15 protein-coding genes are annotated in these 17,130 nt (G+C 72.6%); 13 read left to right on the top strand and 2 right to left on the bottom strand.

Annotated elements, in window-relative coordinates; all coding sequences use genetic code 11:
- Positions 1–87: 87 nt before the first annotated feature.
- The 3 genes from ACH4K4_RS15100 (at position 88) to ACH4K4_RS15090 (ending at position 2,795) form a co-directional block, all read left to right on the top strand.
- Positions 88–732 carry a vitamin K epoxide reductase family protein gene (locus tag ACH4K4_RS15100; RefSeq protein WP_398167561.1) on the top strand — a complete coding sequence of 215 codons (645 nt, stop codon included), beginning with the start codon at positions 88–90 and terminating at the stop codon, positions 730–732.
- Between the two features lie 47 nt (positions 733–779).
- The gene (locus ACH4K4_RS15095; protein WP_398167559.1) at positions 780–2,135 is read left to right on the top strand and encodes a replication-associated recombination protein A; all 1,356 of its coding nucleotides are present in this window, start codon (positions 780–782) and stop codon (positions 2,133–2,135) included.
- Between the two features lie 66 nt (positions 2,136–2,201).
- Entirely contained in the window at positions 2,202–2,795 is a 594-nt protein-coding gene (locus ACH4K4_RS15090) for a DinB family protein (RefSeq protein ID WP_398167557.1), read from the top strand.
- A 46-nt stretch (positions 2,796–2,841) separates the two neighbouring features.
- Here the strand turns inward: ACH4K4_RS15090 and ACH4K4_RS15085 are convergent, their stop codons facing one another.
- Complete coding sequence (locus ACH4K4_RS15085) at positions 2,842–3,600, bottom strand: DUF2470 domain-containing protein (RefSeq protein WP_398168011.1); 759 nt, start codon at positions 3,598–3,600, stop codon at positions 2,842–2,844.
- 185 nt (positions 3,601–3,785) lie between these two features.
- On the opposite strand from ACH4K4_RS15085, the gene rpsD reads away from it, so the two are divergent.
- Entirely contained in the window at positions 3,786–4,397 is a 612-nt protein-coding gene (gene rpsD, locus ACH4K4_RS15080; protein WP_030023487.1) for a 30S ribosomal protein S4, read from the top strand.
- Between the two features lie 63 nt (positions 4,398–4,460).
- Here rpsD and ACH4K4_RS15075 read toward each other — a convergent pair whose 3' ends face one another.
- Complete coding sequence (locus ACH4K4_RS15075; RefSeq protein WP_398167555.1) at positions 4,461–6,668, bottom strand: ATP-binding protein; 2,208 nt, start codon at positions 6,666–6,668, stop codon at positions 4,461–4,463.
- Positions 6,669–6,837: 169 nt separating this feature from the next.
- On the opposite strand from ACH4K4_RS15075, the gene ACH4K4_RS15070 reads away from it, so the two are divergent.
- From ACH4K4_RS15070 to aroQ, 9 genes are all read left to right on the top strand, one after another.
- The gene (locus ACH4K4_RS15070) at positions 6,838–7,272 is read left to right on the top strand and encodes a DUF948 domain-containing protein (protein ID WP_398024852.1); all 435 of its coding nucleotides are present in this window, start codon (positions 6,838–6,840) and stop codon (positions 7,270–7,272) included.
- A gap of 8 nt (positions 7,273–7,280) precedes the next feature.
- The gene (locus tag ACH4K4_RS15065) at positions 7,281–7,634 is read left to right on the top strand and encodes a DUF6167 family protein (RefSeq protein ID WP_398167554.1); all 354 of its coding nucleotides are present in this window, start codon (positions 7,281–7,283) and stop codon (positions 7,632–7,634) included.
- Positions 7,634–10,303: an alanine--tRNA ligase gene (alaS, locus tag ACH4K4_RS15060; protein WP_398167552.1), complete on the top strand. Its 2,670-nt coding sequence runs from the start codon at positions 7,634–7,636 to the stop codon at positions 10,301–10,303. Before ACH4K4_RS15065 ends, alaS begins: the two co-directional genes overlap by 1 nt.
- A gap of 13 nt (positions 10,304–10,316) precedes the next feature.
- The gene (gene ruvX, locus ACH4K4_RS15055) at positions 10,317–10,781 is read left to right on the top strand and encodes a Holliday junction resolvase RuvX (protein ID WP_360135899.1); all 465 of its coding nucleotides are present in this window, start codon (positions 10,317–10,319) and stop codon (positions 10,779–10,781) included.
- A 127-nt stretch (positions 10,782–10,908) separates the two neighbouring features.
- A complete protein-coding gene (mltG, locus tag ACH4K4_RS15050) occupies positions 10,909–12,696 on the top strand; it encodes an endolytic transglycosylase MltG (RefSeq protein ID WP_398167550.1) in 1,788 nt (595 codons plus the stop codon).
- 102 nt (positions 12,697–12,798) lie between these two features.
- Positions 12,799–13,638, top strand: coding sequence for a shikimate dehydrogenase (locus ACH4K4_RS15045; RefSeq protein ID WP_398167549.1), 840 nt, complete (start codon positions 12,799–12,801; stop codon positions 13,636–13,638).
- Between the two features lie 122 nt (positions 13,639–13,760).
- Positions 13,761–14,945: a chorismate synthase gene (gene aroC / locus ACH4K4_RS15040; protein WP_398167547.1), complete on the top strand. Its 1,185-nt coding sequence runs from the start codon at positions 13,761–13,763 to the stop codon at positions 14,943–14,945.
- On the top strand, positions 14,942–16,609 hold the full coding sequence (gene aroB / locus ACH4K4_RS15035) for a 3-dehydroquinate synthase (RefSeq protein WP_398167545.1): 1,668 nt from the start codon (positions 14,942–14,944) through the stop codon (positions 16,607–16,609). Before aroC ends, aroB begins: the two co-directional genes overlap by 4 nt.
- Positions 16,606–17,043, top strand: a complete 438-nt coding sequence (gene aroQ, locus ACH4K4_RS15030) for a type II 3-dehydroquinate dehydratase (protein ID WP_398167544.1) — start codon at positions 16,606–16,608, stop codon at positions 17,041–17,043. The genes aroB and aroQ overlap by 4 nt, the downstream gene beginning before the upstream one ends.
- Positions 17,044–17,130 lie beyond the last annotated feature (87 nt).

The raw sequence follows: 17,130 nt of genomic DNA, 5'->3' as shown, positions 1-17,130 counted from the left end.
GTCCGGTTGGGGCAGAATGAGGGCCCGGCGCGCGCCGGTTGGAACGCGCCGTCCGCTCACTCCCCAAGGCACCGACGGAACGGCGATATGACGACGACAGCGCTTGACGACGTGTCCACCGGCGACGATCACACGGACCGCCGCGGCGGCCCGTCCGGCTCGGGACGCGGCCTGGCCTGGCTGCTGGTGATCACCAGCGCGCTGGGCCTCCTCGCGTCCTGGGTGATCACCATGGACAAGATCGAGCTGCTGAAGGACCCCAACTTCAAGCCGGCCTGCAGCCTGAGCCCGATCGTCTCCTGCGGCAGCGTGATGCAGAGCCCGCAGGCCGAGGTCTTCGGCTTCCCCAACCCGGTCGCCGGCCTCATCGCGTTCGGCGTGGTCATCGGCATCGGCGTCGGACTGCTCGCGGGCGCCCGCTACCGCGCCTGGTACTGGATCGGTCTGAACATCGGCACCCTCGCCGGCGCCGTCTTCTGCATGTGGCTGATGTCCCAGTCCCTGTACGTGATCAACTCCCTGTGCCTGTGGTGCACGCTGACCTGGTGCGTCACGATCCTGATGTTCTGGTACACCACCGTGCACAACCTCAAGCACGGCATCATCCCGGCCCCGGAGGGGCTGCGCAGGGCCGTGCTGGAGTTCCACTGGGTCGTGCCGGTGCTCTGGTACGGCGTGATCGCGCTGCTGATCCTCACCAAGTGGTGGTCGTACTGGAACTCGCTGCTCTGAGGCCCGTCCCGGCGGCGTTGTCAGTGGGGTGACATAGGCTTTCGAGCGTGGAGCCCGACCTGTTCACCGCCGCTGCCGAAGACCGCCAGGAGAAAGACCCCACGGGGTCGCCCCTCGCCGTACGGATGCGTCCGCGCACCCTCGACGAGGTGGTCGGCCAGCAGCATCTGCTCAAGCCCGGATCGCCGCTGCGCCGCCTGGTCGGCGAGGGCAGCGGCGGGCCCGCGGGGCCGTCCTCCGTCTTCCTGTGGGGCCCGCCCGGCATCGGCAAGACGACGCTCGCCTACGTGGTCAGCCAGGCCACCAACAAGCGCTTCGTGGAGCTGTCGGCGATCACGGCCGGCGTCAAGGAGGTGCGGGCCGTCATCGACGGCGCCCGCCGCGCCTCCGGCGGCTACGGCAAGGAGACCGTCCTCTTCCTCGACGAGATCCACCGCTTCAGCAAGGCCCAGCAGGACTCCCTGCTGCCCGCCGTGGAGAACCGCTGGGTGACGCTGATCGCCGCCACGACCGAGAACCCGTACTTCTCGGTGATCTCCCCCCTGCTCTCCCGCTCGCTTCTGCTGACGCTCGAACCGCTCACCGACGACGACCTGCGCGGCCTGCTGAAGCGCGCGCTGACGGACGCGCGGGGGCTGGCCGGCGCGGTCACCCTGCCCGAGGACACCGAGGCGCACCTGCTGCGCATCGCGGGCGGCGACGCGCGCCGCGCGCTCACGGCGCTGGAGGCCGGCGCCGGGTCGGCGATCTCCAAGGGGGAGAAGGAGATCACCCTCCAGACGCTGGAGGAGTCCGTCGACCGGGCCGCGGTCAAGTACGACCGGGCCGGCGACCAGCACTACGACGTCGCCAGCGCCCTGATCAAGTCCATCCGCGGCTCGGACGTGGACGCGGCCCTGCATTACCTGGCGCGGATGATCGAGGCGGGGGAGGACCCGCGGTTCATCGCCCGCCGGCTGATGATCTCGGCGAGTGAGGACATCGGGCTGGCCGACCCGTCGGCCCTGCAGACCGCGGTGGCCGCGGCCCAGGCCGTCGCGCTGATCGGCTTCCCCGAGGCCCGCATCACCCTCAGCCAGGCCACGATCGCGCTGGCCCTGGCCCCCAAGTCCAACGCGGCCTACCTCGCGATCGACGCGGCCCTCGCGGATGTACGGGCCGGGCTCGCGGGCCCCGTCCCGCCGCACCTGCGCGACAGCCACTACAAGGGCGCCGAGAAGCTGGGCCACGGCAAGGGCTACCAGTACCCGCACGACCTGCCGGGCGGCATCGCGGCCCAGCAGTACGCGCCGGACGAGGTGCACGGCAAGCGGTATTACGAGCCGACGAGGTACGGCGCCGAGGCGCGCTACGCGGACGTGACGGAGCGGGTGCGGGGCCGCTTGCGCGGCGAGGAGCCGTAAGCGGCCGCGGCGGAGGGCCTGCGTAAAGCACTTCCGGCGCGCCGTGCCCGGTGGAAAACTCCCGGCATGATCGAAACGAAGCCGAAGGCCGACCTCCAGCGCTATCTGCAAGCCGCCCGCGAAGCCCTGCTGTGGAAGCTCGACGGGCTGACGGAGTACGACGTACGCCGTCCGCTGACGCCGACCGGCACCAACCTGCTGGGCCTGGTCAAGCACCTCGCCGGGGTGGAGTTCGGCTACTTCGGGGACACCTTCGGGCGGCCGCACGGCGAGACGCTGCCCGTCGACGACGAGGCCGCCGAACCCAACGCGGACCTGTGGGCCACCGCCGACGAGTCACGCGAGCAGATCGTCGCCCTGTATCGGCGGGCGTGGCGGCACACCGACGACACGATCGCGGCGCTCGACCTCGACGCGGCGGGCAGCGTCCGGTGGTGGCCCGAGGAACGGCGCGAGGTGACCTTGCACCAGGTCCTGGTGCACGTGATCGCCGAGACCCACCGGCACGCCGGTCACGCCGACATCGTCCGGGAGCTGGTCGACGGGGCCGTCGGGACGCGGGCCGGCAACGACAACATGGCGCCGGGCGACCGGTCGTGGTGGCAGGAGTACCGCGAGCGCCTGGAACGGGTGGCGCGGGAGGCCGGCGGCCGCGGCTGATCCGCCGCCCCCGGCCCGGCGCCCGGCGGCGTGGCGCGGCGGCGCGCTACCCGGACGCCGCCGCGTCGAAGAGGGTGTGCATCGCGCGCCGGAGTTCGGCGACGTCGCGTACGGGTTCGGGAAAGTCGAAGCGGGCGTCGAAGGAGCGGTGCTCCGCGTCGGTGAAGCGCACCCGCAGGCCGAAGCGGTCCAAGGCCACCGGCACGGCCCGGTCGTGGAAGTCGCACACGCGCCGCGAGCGGTCGCCGAGCAGCGTGCACAGGCCGCGGACCTGTTCGCTGTGGGCCGAGTGCAGGTGCTGGAGCAGCTCCGTCTCGTGGGCCGCGAGCGGGTCGGGCTCGGCCGCGGCGAACTCCTCGGGCTCGACGGCCTGCGCGCCCCACAGGTCGTCCACGGCCGCCTCGCCGACCTCCATGCGCAGCATCATCCAGGCGGGCCGCCCGAACATGCCCGGCTGGGGGTCCGGCTGTAGCGCCTCGCCGATGCCGAGCAGCTCGCCGACCGGGTGCCGCTCGGCGAGCAGCATCGCGGCGCCGGCGCGGTCCGCGTTGCGTACGGGGGTGAGCCAGCCGGCCACCCAGGCCCGGCCGCGGATGCGGTGGGGCACCGAGACGGGTGCCACGTCGGTGATCTCGATCACCGCGGTGAGGTCGTCGTCCTGGGCGTGGGCGGCGGCCCTGGCGGCCGCGGAGTCCCCGGGGACCAGGAGGAGCACGTCACCAGCACTGGTGACCGTACGGCATACTGGAGACGAGAGTCCGGCGTCGTCGGGGTCCTCGATTCCGGGGATGCTCAGCGAGGCCATACCATTGGACTCGACGAGGGTACGTACGCGCTCGGCGGCTGCTGGCTGCTGGGCGTCTTCCACGGGACGCGGCTGACCCGTCCCGGTGCTCTGACCAGCACCGGGCAGGGGGATCCCAGGTCGAAACATGCGTTCTCCTCGAAGTAAGGTAAGCCTAACCTAACCTACACGGAGGTCCGTTCCACGTGAACCAGTCGCGTCCCAAGGTCAAGAAGTCGCGCGCTCTCGGCATCGCCCTGACGCCGAAGGCCGTCAAGTACTTCGAGGCCCGTCCCTACCCGCCCGGCGAGCACGGCCGTGGCCGCAAGCAGAACAGTGACTACAAGGTCCGTCTGCTGGAGAAGCAGCGCCTGCGTGCGCAGTACGACATCAGCGAGCGCCAGATGGCGCGTGCCTACGACCGCGCTCGGAAGGTCGAAGGCAAGACGGGCGAGGCCCTGATCATCGAGCTTGAGCGCCGTCTGGACGCGCTCGTCCTGCGTTCGGGCATCGCCCGGACGATCTACCAGGCCCGGCAGATGGTCGTCCACGGCCACATCTCGGTGAACGACCGCAAGGTCGACAAGCCGTCCTTCCGCGTCCGTCCCGACGACGTCGTGATGGTCCGCGAGCGCAGCCGCGAGAAGCACCCCTTCCAGGTCGCGCGCGAGGGTGGCTACGCCCCCGACGGCGAGACCCCCCGCTACCTGCAGGTCAACCTCAAGGCCCTGGCGTTCCGCCTGGACCGTGACCCGCAGCGCAAGGAGATCCCGGTGATCTGCGACGAGCAGCTCGTCGTCGAGTACTACGCCCGATAAGCCAGGCGCAGTCACCGCACGGATCCGTCCGCGCGCGCCCGGCGCGCGCAGACCGCCGCGTGCTCAGCCCGTCGTCTCCCCGCCGTCCGCGGTGGGGGAGGCGGCGGGTTCGCTGCGTTCCGGGGGCCGCCCCGGCGCCGTGCCGCGCGGACCGGCGACGTCCGCCGCGTCCGGCCGGCCCTCCGCGCCGCCGTCCAGGACGCGGGCGACCGCCGCGTCCAGATCCAGCCGGGCGCCCGCCCGCAGGCACCGCTCGTACCGCTCGGCCCCCAGCAGTGCCCGCGCCTGCTCCTCGCACAGCCGGTGCGGCTGGTTGTAGTAGCGCGAGCCGAACAGCGGCAGCCCCACCGAGGGCCAGATCCGCCCGGCCGCGCCCTGGAGCAGCGCGGCTTCCGCCGCGTCCCCCTGGCCGAGCGTGACCAGCGCCAGCAGTTCGATGGCGAGCACCGCGCCCAGCAGGTCGTGGAAGGCGTGGTCGATGACCAGGCACTCCTCCAGCAGGGACCGGGCCCGCACCGTCTCGCCGCGGCTCCAGGCCGCGTAGGCCAGCACGAACAGCGCGTACGCCAGGGTCCACCGCTCGCCGTGGTCGTCGCAGACCTGCCGTACGTCCTCGCACAGCCGTACCGCCTGCGCGAGATCGCCCTGGAACGCCACCGCCATCGCCAGCTCGACCTGCCCCATCAGCACGTTGCTGTTGAGTTCGCCGATCTCCCGGTAGCGGGCGAGCGCCTCCCGCAGCAGCGCCTCGGCGCGCGGCATGTCGTCGCGGACCAGCGCGAGGCAGCCGGTGCGGTGCAGGGCGTACGCGGCCGCGGTGGCGTTGCCTGTGCGCTCCGCCTCCTCGCGGCACTCCCGGAGCGAACTCACCGCGCCGGCCGCGTCGCCCTGGAGGACGGCCACGTACCCGGCCACCCACAGCGCCTTCAGCCGCGCGTGGTCGTGCTCGCCGTCCAGCTCCAGCGACCGGTCGAGCCAGTGCCGCCCTTCCGAGAGGCGGCCGCAGCCGGCCCAGTAGAACCACAGCGTCCCCGCCAGGTACTGGCCCAGGTGGGCGTCCCCGCAGCTGTCGAGGCTGTGCTCCAGCGCGACCCGTAGGTTGGGCAGTTCGCACTCGATACGGGCGGCGACCTCGGCCTGCCGCGGGCTGAACCAGTCCAGCTCGCACCAGGTGGCCAGCCCCACGTACCAGTCGCGGTGCCGCCGGCGCAGCCGCTCGGCGTCGCCCAGCGCCTCCAGCCAGCCCGCGCCGTACTCCCGCACGGTGTCCAGCATCCGGTAGCGCAGGCCCGCCGGGGTCTCCTCGCGCACCACCACCGACTGGGCCACCAACGCGGTGACGACGTCGAGCAGTTCGTCCGCCGGCAAGTCGTGTCCCGAGCAGACGTACTCCGCCGCGTCCAGGTCGAACTGCCCGGCGAAGACCGACAGCCGCGCCCACAGCAGCCGTTCGGCGGGCGTGCACAGCTCGTGGCTCCAGCCGATGGTCGTACGGAGCGTCTGGTGGCGCGGCACCGGGCTGTGGGCGCCGCCGGTCAGCAGCCGGAAGCGGTCGCCGAGCCGGTGCAGCACCTGCTCGACGGACAGGGCGCGCAGCCGTCCGGCCGCCAGCTCCAGCGCGAGCGGGATGCCGTCCAGCCGGCGGCACAGCTCGGCGACGGCGGCCTCGTCGGCGCTCCCCGTGGTGAAGCCGGGGACCACGGCCGCGGCCCGGTCGAGGAAGAGGCCGGCCGCGTCCCGGCCGTCCATGGGCGGCAGCGGCACGTTCTGTTCGCCGGGCAGGCCGAGCGGCCGCCGGCCCGCCGCCAGCACCCGCAGGCCGGGAGCGCGCCGCAGCAGGTCGGCGACGAGTGCGGCGCACTCCTCGGCCAGGTGCTCGTGGCCGTCCAGGACGAGCAGCAGCTCGCGTTCCGCGAGGTGGGCGGCGAGCGCGGCGCGCGGCGGGCGGCCCGTGTGGTCGGCGAGGCCCAGTGCTTCGGCGACCGCGTGGTCGAGCAGGTGGCCATGGTGCAGCGCGGACAGTTCGACCAGCCACGCCCCGTCGCAGAAGCGATCCTGCAAGATCGCGGCCGCGTGCGCGGCCAGCCTGCTCTTGCCGACCCCGCCGACCCCGGTGAGCGTCACCAGCCGGGCGGACCGCAGATGGCCGGCCAGCGCGGCCAGTTCGCCGTCCCGGCCGACGAACCGGTTGAGCTCCGCCGGCAGGTTGCCCGGCGCCCGCGGGCGCGTGGCGGAGGAGGACACGGGGCCCGGGCGCGTGAAGCGTCGCATGGAACACGGAGCGTACTCGTGGCGGTGCGGACCGTACAATCGCGCGGCGCGGACCCGGGCGCCGCACGGCGGACGCGGTGCGGGCGGACGGCCGTGGCGCGATAGGCTCAGGACCTGCCGTTCGAGCAGGACGAGAACCAGACCAAGTCAGTCGGAGAGTGGTGCCAACGTGTCCGGTGGAGAGGTGGCCGGGATCCTCGTGGCCGTCTTCTGGGCGATCCTCGTGTCCTTCCTCGCCCTCGTGCTGGTGAGGCTCGCGCAGACGCTCAGGGCGACGACCAAGATGGTCTCCGAGGTGTCCGAACAAGCCGTACCGCTCCTGGCCGACGCGTCCGCGACCGTCCGCTCCGCGCACACCCAGCTCGCCCGCGTCGACGCGATCGCCTCCGACGTCCAGGAGGTCACCGCCAACGCCTCCGCGCTCTCCTCGACCGTCTCCTCCGCTTTCGGCGGACCGCTGGTCAAGGTCGCGGCGTTCGGTTACGGCGTACGCCGCGCGATCGGCAAGAAGGGCGCGCCGCCCGAGCCGAAGCGCACCGTCGTCGGCCGTACCCTGCCCGCAGCCCGCCGAGGCGGGCGCCGCAACCGTCGCTCCAAGGACTGATCGCCGCGATGTTCCGCCGCGCATTCTGGTTCACCACCGGCGCCGCCGCCGGGGTCTGGGCCACCACCAAGGTCAACCGCAAGCTCCGCAAGCTCCAGCCCGACAGCCTCGCGGCACAGGCAGCGGACAAGGCCGTCGAGACCGGACACCGGCTGCGCCAATTTGCATTGGACGTACGCACGGGAATGGCGGACCGTGAGGGGCAGCTGCACGAAGCGCTGGGCCTGACGGACCAGGGCGACGCCCGCGAGCTGCCGCCCGCGAGCCGCCGTGCCGCACTCGAAACGACGCAGTACCGCATCACGCAGCACCGAACGAGAACACCCGGACCGACCGGACCGACCGGAAATGAGGACCACTGATGGAGTCGGCTGAAATCCGCCGCCGCTGGCTGCGCTTCTTCGAGGAGCGCGGGCACACCGTCGTGCCGTCGGCGTCGCTCATCGCGGACGACCCGACGCTGCTGCTGGTCCCCGCGGGCATGGTGCCCTTCAAGCCGTACTTCCTCGGCGAGGTCAAGCCGCCCTTCGCCCGCGCCACCAGCGTCCAGAAGTGCGTGCGCACGCCGGACATCGAAGAGGTCGGCAAGACCACCCGGCACGGCACGTTCTTCCAGATGTGCGGCAACTTCTCCTTCGGCGACTACTTCAAGGAAGGCGCCATCAAGCACGCCTGGGAGCTGCTGACCGGCTCGCAGGCGGACGGCGGCTACGGCCTGGACCCGGAGAAGCTCTGGATCACCGTCTACCTGGACGACGACGAGGCCGAGCGCATCTGGCACGAGGTCGTCGGGGTGCCCAAGGAGCGTATCCAGCGCCTGGGCAAGTCGGAGAACTACTGGTCCATGGGCGTGCCGGGCCCGTGCGGCCCCTGCTCCGAGATCAACTACGACCGCGGCCCGGAGTTCGGGATCGAGGGCGGCCCGGCCGTCAACGACGAGCGGTACGTGGAGATCTGGAACCTGGTCTTCATGCAGTACGAGCGCGGCGCGGGCACCGGCAAGGAGGACTTCGAGATCCTCGGCGACCTGCCGAGCAAGAACATCGACACCGGCCTCGGCCTGGAACGCCTGGCGATGATCCTCCAGGGCGTCCGCAACATGTACGAGACCGACACCCTGCGCGTCGTCATCGACAAGGCCGGCGAGCTGACCGGCGTGCGCTACGGCGCCGGCGAGGACAGCGACGTGTCGCTGCGCGTGGTCGCCGACCACATGCGCACCTCCACCATGCTCATCGGCGACGGCGTCACCCCCGGCAACGAGGGCCGCGGCTACGTGCTCCGCCGCATCATGCGCCGCGCCATCCGCAACATGCGCCTGCTCGGCGCCACCGGACCGGTCGTCGCCGACCTGCTGGACGTCGTCGTCAAGACGATGGGCCAGCAGTACCCGGAGCTGCTGGAGGACCGCAGGCGCATCGAGACGGTGGCCCTCGCCGAGGAGGCCGCCTTCCTCAAGACGCTCAAGGCCGGCACCAACATCCTGGACACCGCCGTCACCGAGACCAAGGCCGCCGGCGGCACGGTGCTCCCCGGCGACAAGGCGTTCCTGCTCCACGACACCTGGGGCTTCCCCATCGACCTCACCCTCGAAATGGCCGCCGAACAGGGCCTTTCGGTGGACGAGAACGGCTTCCGCCGGCTGATGAAGGAGCAGCGGGAGCGCGCCAAGGCCGACGCCCAGGCCAAGAAGCACGGCCACGCCGACCTGTCCGCCTACCGAGAGGTCGCCGACCGGTCCGGCGCCACGGTCTTCACCGGCTACGAGACCACCGAGGGCGAGTCCACCGTCGTGGGCCTGCTGGCCAATGGCGTGGCCGCCCCCGCCGCGCACGAGGGCGACGAGGTCGAGGTCGTCCTGGACCGCACCCCCTTCTACGCCGAGGGCGGCGGCCAGCTCGCCGACACCGGCCGCATCCGGCTGGAGTCGGGCGCCGTCGTCGAGGTCCGCGACGTGCAGCGCCCGGTGCCCGGCGTCACGGTGCACAAGGGTGTCGTCCAGGTCGGCGAGGTCGTGGTCGGCTCCGCCGCGTACGCCGTCATCGACGTCAAGCGCCGCCGGGCCATCGCCCGCGCCCACAGCGCCACCCACCTCACCCACCAGGCGCTGCGCGACGCGCTCGGCCCCACCGCCGCCCAGGCCGGTTCGGAGAACTCCCCGGGCCGCTTCCGGTTCGACTTCGGCTCGCCGACCGCCGTGCCCGGCACGGTCCTGACCGACGTCGAGCAGCGGATCAACGAGGTGCTCTCCCGCGAGCTGGACGTCCAGGCCGAGGTCATGAGCATGGAGGACGCCAAGAAGCAAGGCGCCATCGCCGAGTTCGGCGAGAAGTACGGCGACCGGGTCCGCGTGGTGACCATCGGCGACTTCTCCAAGGAACTGTGCGGCGGCACCCACGTGGCCAACACCGCCCAGCTGGGCCTGGTCAAGCTGCTCGGCGAGTCCTCCATCGGCTCCGGCGTGCGCCGCGTGGAGGCCCTGGTCGGCGTGGACGCGTACAACTTCCTGGCCCGCGAGCACACCGTCGTCTCGCAGCTGACCGAGCTGGTCAAGGGCCGGCCCGAGGAGCTGCCCGAGAAGATCTCCGGCGTGCTGGCCAAGCTCAAGGACGCCGAGAAGGAGATCGAGCGCTACCGCGCGGAGAAGGTCCTCCAGGCCGCCGCCGGGCTGGCCCAGGGCGCCAAGGACGTACGGGGCGTCGCGCTGGCCGCCGCCCAGGTCGCCGACGGCACCTCCGCCGACGACCTGCGCAAGCTGGTGCTGGACGTGCGCGGCCGCATCGCGGGCGACCGCCCGGTCGTGGTGGCCCTGTTCACGGTGGCCAACGGCCGCCCGCTGACCGTCATCGCCACCAACGAGGCCGCCCGCGAGCGCGGCATCAAGGCCGGTGACCTGGTCCGTACCGCCGCCAAGACGCTCGGCGGCGGCGGTGGCGGCAAGCCGGACGTGGCCCAGGGCGGCGGCCAGAACGCCGCCGCGGTGCCCGAGGCCGTCGAGGCCGTCGAGCGCCTCGTGGCCGAGGCGGCCTGAGCGCGTGAGTGGGATGCGGCGCGGCAGGCGCCTCGCCATCGACGTGGGGGACGCCCGGATCGGGGTCGCCTCGTGCGACCCCGACGGGGTCCTCGCGACCCCCGTGGAGACGGTGCCGGGACGTGACGTCCCGGCGGCGCACCGGCGCCTGCGGGCGATCGTCGAGGAGTACGAGCCCATCGAGGTCGTCGTCGGCCTGCCCCGCTCCCTGAACGGGGGAGAGGGGCCGGCCGCGGCCAAGGTGCGGGCCTTCGCCCAGGAGATGGCGCGCGGGATCGCTCCGGTGGGGGTGCGCCTGGTCGATGAGCGCATGACAACCGTCACAGCCACGCAGGGGTTGCGTGCCTCCGGAGTCCGGAGCAAGAAGGGCCGTTCTGTCGTGGATCAGGCGGCTGCGGTGGTCATTCTGCAGAGCGCACTGGAGACCGAACGGGTGTCTGGGGAACCTCCGGGCGAGAGCGTCGAAGTGGTCATCTGATCGCGGTACGGTAACGTTCCGCGCGACGTAGCGGCGGATCGAACAGCCGCGCGTGCAGTAAGAGGCGGACGGTACAGTCAGCGCGCTGCCACCCAGGAGCGCACCGCCTCGCGGCTCTAGGGGATCGATGACTGAGTATGGCCGGGGCTACGGCTCCGAACCGTGGCATCCCGAGGACCCTCTCTACGGAGACCAGGGTCGCTACGGAGGCCCGCCGCAACAGCCTCAGCAAGGTTCCTACGGGGGGCAGCACGACGGCCGGTACGGCGGCCCGCAGCAGCAGGCCGCCTACGGGGGGCAGCAGCAGGGCGGTCACCAGGCGCCCTACGGGCAGCAGCCGCAGCACGGGCAGCAGCCGCAGTGGGACGAGCTGTCCGCCCCCTACCCGCCGCAGCAGCAGTACAACGGCGCCTGGGACGCTTCCCAGGGCGGTGCCCCGTACGACCCGTACGGGCAGCACCCGCCGGTCGACCCGTACAGCGGCCAGAGCCCCGACTACTACGGCACGCAGGACGCGTACCCGCCGCCGCAGCCGCAGCACCTGCGTCAGCAGCAGGCAGGGCGGCACGGCGAGCAAGGGCAGGGCGACCAGGGTGACCAGGTCGCCCAGACCGCGCAGTTCGATGCGGTACGTCCCGAGCAGCTGCGCCAGCCGCCGCACCCGTCCCCGCCCGGCGACGACTTCCGTGCCGAGCCGGTCCCCGAGCACGACGAACAGGTACGGGAGCCGGCGCACTCCTTCTTCAAGGACGACCGGGACGGCGACGACTACGACGACGCCGACACGGACCCCGGAGAGGAACGCCGGGCCAGCCGGGAGCGCCGCGGCAAGAAGAGCAAGAAGCGCAGCCGCATGGCGTGCCTGATCGTCGCCGGCGTCTTCGTCGTCGGCGGCGGCGGGGTCGCCTACTTCGGCTACGACTTCTGGAAGAGCCACTTCGGCCCGGCCCCCGACTACGAGGGCGAGGGCACCGGAGAGGTGCAGGTCCAGATCCCGCCGGACAGCACCGTCATGGGCATGGGGCTGATCCTCAAACGCGAGGGCGTCGTCAAGAGCGCCGACGCGTTCACCGAGGCGGCGGGCGAGGGCGACCAGGGCAAGCGCCTCCAGCCCGGCGCCTACTCGCTGCGCAAGCAGATGTCGGCGGCGTCCGCCCTCAAGCTCATGCTCGACCCCAAGAGCCGCAACGGCCTCACGGTCAGCGAGGGCCTGCGCAACGGCAAGGTCTACGAGCTGATCGACAAGAAGCTCCGCCTCAAGCCCGGTACGACCAAGGACGTCGCCGCCGCCGAGGCGAAGAACCTGGGCCTGCCGTCCTGGGCGAACGGCAACCCGAAGATCAAGGACCCGCTGGAGGGCTTCCTCTACCCCTCGACGTACAGCGTCAGCGGCAAGGCGAAGCCGGCGGACGTCCTGAAGGAAATGGTGGCCAGGGCCAACCGGGAGTACGCCAAGTACGACCTGGAGGAGAACGCGAGGAAGCTCAACCTCAAGTCGCCGCTGGACCTGATCACGGTCGCCAGCCTCACCCAGGCCGAGGGCATCACGCACGACGACTTCAGGAAGATGGCGGCGGTCGTCTACAACCGGCTCGCGCCGAGCAACACGATCACGAACCAGAAGCTCGAATTCGACTCGACGTACAACTACCTGAAGAACCAGAGCAAGATCGACATCAGTACGCGCGAGATCCGCAACTTCGACGACCCGTACAACACCTACTTCTACAAGGGCCTGCCGCCCGGCCCGATCGGCAACCCCGGCGAGGACGCGCTGAAGGCGTCGATCGACCCCGACGACAGCGCCAAGTGGCTGTTCTTCATCTCGATCGACGGGAAGAAGACCGACTTCACGACCAACCTCAAGGACCACGAGAAGCTGGTCGCGGAGTTCAACAAGCGCAAGCACAAGTAGCAGGAGCCGGCCCCCGCCCCCTCCGCGCGCCGGCCGGGGGGCGCGCCTCGGCCGTCCCGCGCGGTTCGTCTATCGTTTCGCGGGTCCGAGCTGAGGAGCACCATGTCCAGTGCAGTCGAGGGCCGCCACCGAGCGGCGGTCCTGGGGTCGCCCATCGCCCATTCCCTCTCCCCGGTCCTGCACCGGGCCGCCTACGCCGAACTGGGCCTGGCCGGCTGGGAGTACGGCCGCCACGAGATCGACGAGGCGGCGCTGCCCGGCTTCCTGGCGCAGCTGGACGGCAGCTGGGCGGGGCTCTCGCTGACCATGCCGCTCAAGCGGGCGGTGATCCCGCTGCTGGACTCGGTCAGCGACACCGCCGCCTCCGTCGAGGCCGTCAACACCGTCGTCTTCACCGGGGACGGGCGGCGCACCGGCGACAACACCGACATCCCGGGCATGCTGGCCGCGCTGCGCGAACGCGGCGTGCAGCAGGTCGGCAGCGCCGCGGTGCTGGGCGCGGGCGCCACCGCCTCCTCCGCGCTCGCGGCCCTCTCCACGATCTGCACCGGCGAGGTGACCGCCTACGTGCGCAGCGAGGCGCGGGCGGCGGAGATGCGCGGCTGGGGCGAGCGGCTGGGCGTGAACGTTCGCACCGCCGACTGGTCCCTGGCGGCCGCCGCCCTCGACGCGCCCCTGGTGATCGCGACCACCCCGGCCGGTACCACCGACGCACTGGCCGGTGCCGTGCCCGAGCGGCCCGGCACCCTCTTCGACGTGCTGTACGAGCCGTGGCCGACCGACCTGGCCGCGGCCTGGGGCGCACGCGGCGGCGCGGTCGTGGGCGGCCTGGACCTGCTCGTCCACCAGGCCGTCCTCCAGGTGGAGCAGATGACGGGGCGGTCGCCCGTGCCGCTGGCGGCGATGCGCGCGGCGGGCGAGACGGCGCTCGCCCGCAGGTGACCTGCGCGTTGTGCCCGCCGCCGGCACCGGTCCGCTCCCTGGACGGGAGACGGGACGGGGCGGCGGACGTGGGAGGATCAGGGGAAGACTGTTCGCGCAGTAGCAGGACATGAGGAGCATCGTTGAGCAGGTTGCGCTGGCTGACGGCGGGGGAGTCGCACGGCCCCGCACTCGTGGCGACGCTGGAGGGCCTCCCGGCCGGCGTCCCGATCACCACGGACATGGTGGCGGACGCCCTGGCCCGTCGCCGGCTCGGCTATGGCCGCGGTGCCCGCATGAAGTTCGAGCGCGACGAGGTCACCTTCCTCGGCGGTGTCCGGCACGGACGCACCCTGGGCTCGCCCGTCGCGATCATGGTCGGGAACACCGAGTGGCCCAAGTGGGAGAAGGTCATGGCGGCCGATCCGGTCGACGAGGCGGAGCTGGCCGAACTGGCCCGTAACGCCCCGCTGACCCGGCCCCGCCCCGGCCACGCCGACCTCGCCGGCATGCAGAAGTACGGTTTCGACGAGGCCCGCCCGATCCTGGAGCGCGCCTCCGCCCGCGAGACCGCGGCCCGCGTCGCGCTCGGCACGGTCGCCCGCTCCTTCCTCAAGGAGACGGCCGGCATCGAGATCGTCTCGCACGTGGTCGAGCTGGCCGCCGCGAAGGCCCCCTATGGCGTGGTCCCCAAGCCCTCGGACGTGGAGCGGCTCGACGCCGACCCGGTGCGCTGCCTGGACCCCGAGGCGAGCGCGGCGATGGTCGCCGAGATCGACCAGGCCCACAAGGACGGCGACACCCTCGGCGGCGTCGTCGAGGTGCTGGCGTACGGCGTGCCCGTCGGCCTCGGCTCGCACGTCCACTGGGACCGGCGGCTGGACGCGCGGCTGGCCGGTGCCCTCATGGGCATCCAGGCCATCAAGGGCGTCGAGGTCGGCGACGGCTTCGACCTGGCCCGGGTGCCCGGCTCCAAGGCGCACGACGAGATCGTCTCGACCGACGAGGGGATCCGCCGTACGACCGGCCGCTCCGGCGGCACCGAGGGCGGCCTGTCCACCGGCGAGCTGCTGCGCGTCCGGGCCGCGATGAAGCCCATCGCGACCGTTCCGCGCGCCCTGGCCACCGTCGACGTCGCCACCGGCGAGGCGACGCAGGCGCACCACCAGCGCTCCGACGTGTGCGCGGTCCCCGCGGCCGGCATCGTCGCGGAGGCGATGGTCGCGCTGGTGCTGGCGGACGCGGTGGCGGAGAAGTTCGGCGGCGACAGCGTGCCGGAGACCCGCCGCAACGTACGGTCCTTCCTCGACGGCCTGGCGATCAAGTGACGCCGCCGCTCGTGGTGCTGGTGGGCCCCCCGGGCGCGGGGAAGTCCACCGTGGGGGCCCTGCTGGCCGAGCGGCTCGGCGCCGGGTACCGCGACACCGACGCGGACATCGAGGCGGGCGCGGGCAAGCCCATCCCGGAGATCTTCATCGACCAGGGCGAGCCGCACTTCCGCGAGCTGGAGCGGCGGGCCGTGCGCGCCGCGGTCGAGAGCCACCCCGGGGTGCTCTCGCTCGGCGGCGGCGCGATCATGGACGAGGGCACCCGTGCCCTGCTGTCCGGCCTGCCGGTCGTCTTCCTGGACGTGCAGCTGGCCGACGCCGTACGGCGGGTGGGGCTGGACGCGCCGCGCCCGCTGCTCGCCGTCAACCCCCGGCAGCGATGGCGCGAGCTGATGGAGGCGCGCCGCCCGCTGTACACGGAGGTCGCGCGCGCCGTGGTCGGCACGGACGGCCGGACGCCCGAAGAGGTCGCCGAAGCCGTACTGGACGCATTGCAGCTACACACCACCGGAGGCCGGGACGCCGGCGGCGGACGCCGCGGCTCCCGGCGCGCCCGGGAGAGAGGAACACCCGTGACGGAGCAGGCCACCCGTATCCAGGTCGGCGGCACCGCGGGCACCGACCCGTACGAGGTCCTGGTCGGCCGGCAGCTGCTGGGCGAGCTGGCGGGCCTGATCGGCAAGAAGGCCAAGCGCGTCGCCGTGCTGCACCCGGAAGCGCTGGCCGCGACCGGCGAGGCGCTGCGCGAGGACCTGGCGGGCCAGGGGTACGAGGCCATCGCCGTCCAGCTGCCCAACGCCGAGGAGGCCAAGACCGCCGAGGTCGCCGCGTACTGCTGGAAGGCGCTGGGCCAGACCGGCTTCACCCGCACCGACGTCATCGTGGGCGTCGGCGGCGGCGCCACCACGGACGTCGCGGGCTTCGTCGCCGCGACCTGGCTGCGCGGGGTGCGCTGGATCGCCGTGCCGACCACCGTGCTCGGCATGGTGGACGCCGCGGTCGGCGGCAAGACCGGCATCAACACCGCCGAGGGCAAGAACCTGGTCGGCGCCTTCCACCCGCCGGCCGGCGTGCTGTGCGACCTGGCCGCGCTGGACTCCCTCCCGGTCCACGACTACGTCTCCGGGCTCGCCGAGGTCGTCAAGGCGGGCTTCATCGCCGACCCGGCGATCCTGGAACTGATCGAGTCCGACCCCGAGGGCGCCAAGCGCCCCGACGGGCCGCACACCGCCGAGCTGATAGAGCGCGCCATCCGGGTCAAGGCCGAGGTCGTCTCCGCCGACCTCAAGGAGTCCGGGCTGCGCGAGATCCTCAACTACGGGCACACCCTGGCGCACGCCATCGAGAAGAACGAGCGCTACAACTGGCGGCACGGCGCCGCGGTCTCCGTCGGCATGGTCTTCGCCGCCGAACTCGGCCGGATCGCCGGTCGGCTGGACGACGCGACCGCCGACCGGCACCGCGCCGTGCTGGGCGCCCTCGGCCTGCCGCTCACCTACCGGGGCGACCAGTGGCCCAAGCTGCTGGAGACGATGAAGGTGGACAAGAAGACGCGCGGCGACCGGCTGCGCTTCATCGTCCTGGACGGCCTGGCCAAGCCCACCGTCCTGGAAGGCCCCGACCCGGCCATGCTGCTCGCCGCGCACGCCGAGATCGCCGCATGAGGCGCGTCCTGGTCCTCAACGGGCCCAACCTCGGCCGCCTGGGCTCCCGCGAGCCCGACGTGTACGGCGCCACGTCCTACGCCGGTCTGGTCGAGCGGTGCACCGCGCTCGGCGCCGAGCTGGGCCTCGCGGCCGAGGTCCGGGAGACCAACGACGAGGGCGAGATGATCCGCTGGCTGCACGAGGCGGCGGACGGGCGGATCCCGGTCGTCGTCAACCCCGGCGCGTTCACGCACTATTCGTACGCGATGCGGGACGCCGCGGCCCAGCGCACGGCGCCGCTGATCGAGGTGCACATCTCCAACCCGTACGCCCGCGAGGAGTTCCGCCACACCTCGGTGATCGCGGCGGTCGCCAGCGGTACGGTCGCGGGCTTCGGCATCGGCTCGTACGACCTCGCGCTGCGCGCGCTCGCGGCCGAACTCGCCGGCTGACCACCGCGCCCCGCGCCACCCCCGGCCGTCGCTCCGCCGACGCCCTGGGCGGCCTGCCGCCCAGGGCTCCGGGAGGACTGTCGCCAC

Origin of the sequence: Streptomyces sp. NPDC017529 (genome assembly GCF_044329785.1) — a bacterium.
Taxonomy (GTDB): Bacteria; Actinomycetota; Actinomycetes; order Streptomycetales; family Streptomycetaceae; genus Streptomyces.
Note: the sequence above shows the minus strand (reverse complement) of the source record. Positions and strands in the feature narration are given on the sequence as shown.

Excerpts from the sequence above, each read along its gene's own strand:
- ACH4K4_RS15085 (WP_398168011.1), bottom strand. The coding sequence starts at position 3,600 with ATGGCCTCGCTGAGCATCCCCGGAATCGAGGACCCCGACGACGCCGGA.
- ACH4K4_RS15090 (WP_398167557.1), top strand. The coding sequence starts at position 2,202 with ATGATCGAAACGAAGCCGAAGGCCGACCTCCAGCGCTATCTGCAAGCC.
- ACH4K4_RS15075 (WP_398167555.1), bottom strand. The coding sequence starts at position 6,668 with ATGCGACGCTTCACGCGCCCGGGCCCCGTGTCCTCCTCCGCCACGCGC.
- mltG (WP_398167550.1), top strand. The coding sequence starts at position 10,909 with ATGACTGAGTATGGCCGGGGCTACGGCTCCGAACCGTGGCATCCCGAG.
- aroQ (WP_398167544.1), top strand. The coding sequence starts at position 16,606 with ATGAGGCGCGTCCTGGTCCTCAACGGGCCCAACCTCGGCCGCCTGGGC.
- ACH4K4_RS15100 (WP_398167561.1), top strand. The coding sequence starts at position 88 with ATGACGACGACAGCGCTTGACGACGTGTCCACCGGCGACGATCACACG.
- ACH4K4_RS15065 (WP_398167554.1), top strand. The coding sequence starts at position 7,281 with ATGTTCCGCCGCGCATTCTGGTTCACCACCGGCGCCGCCGCCGGGGTC.
- alaS (WP_398167552.1), top strand. The coding sequence starts at position 7,634 with ATGGAGTCGGCTGAAATCCGCCGCCGCTGGCTGCGCTTCTTCGAGGAG.
- ACH4K4_RS15045 (WP_398167549.1), top strand. The coding sequence starts at position 12,799 with ATGTCCAGTGCAGTCGAGGGCCGCCACCGAGCGGCGGTCCTGGGGTCG.
- ruvX (WP_360135899.1), top strand. The coding sequence starts at position 10,317 with ATGCGGCGCGGCAGGCGCCTCGCCATCGACGTGGGGGACGCCCGGATC.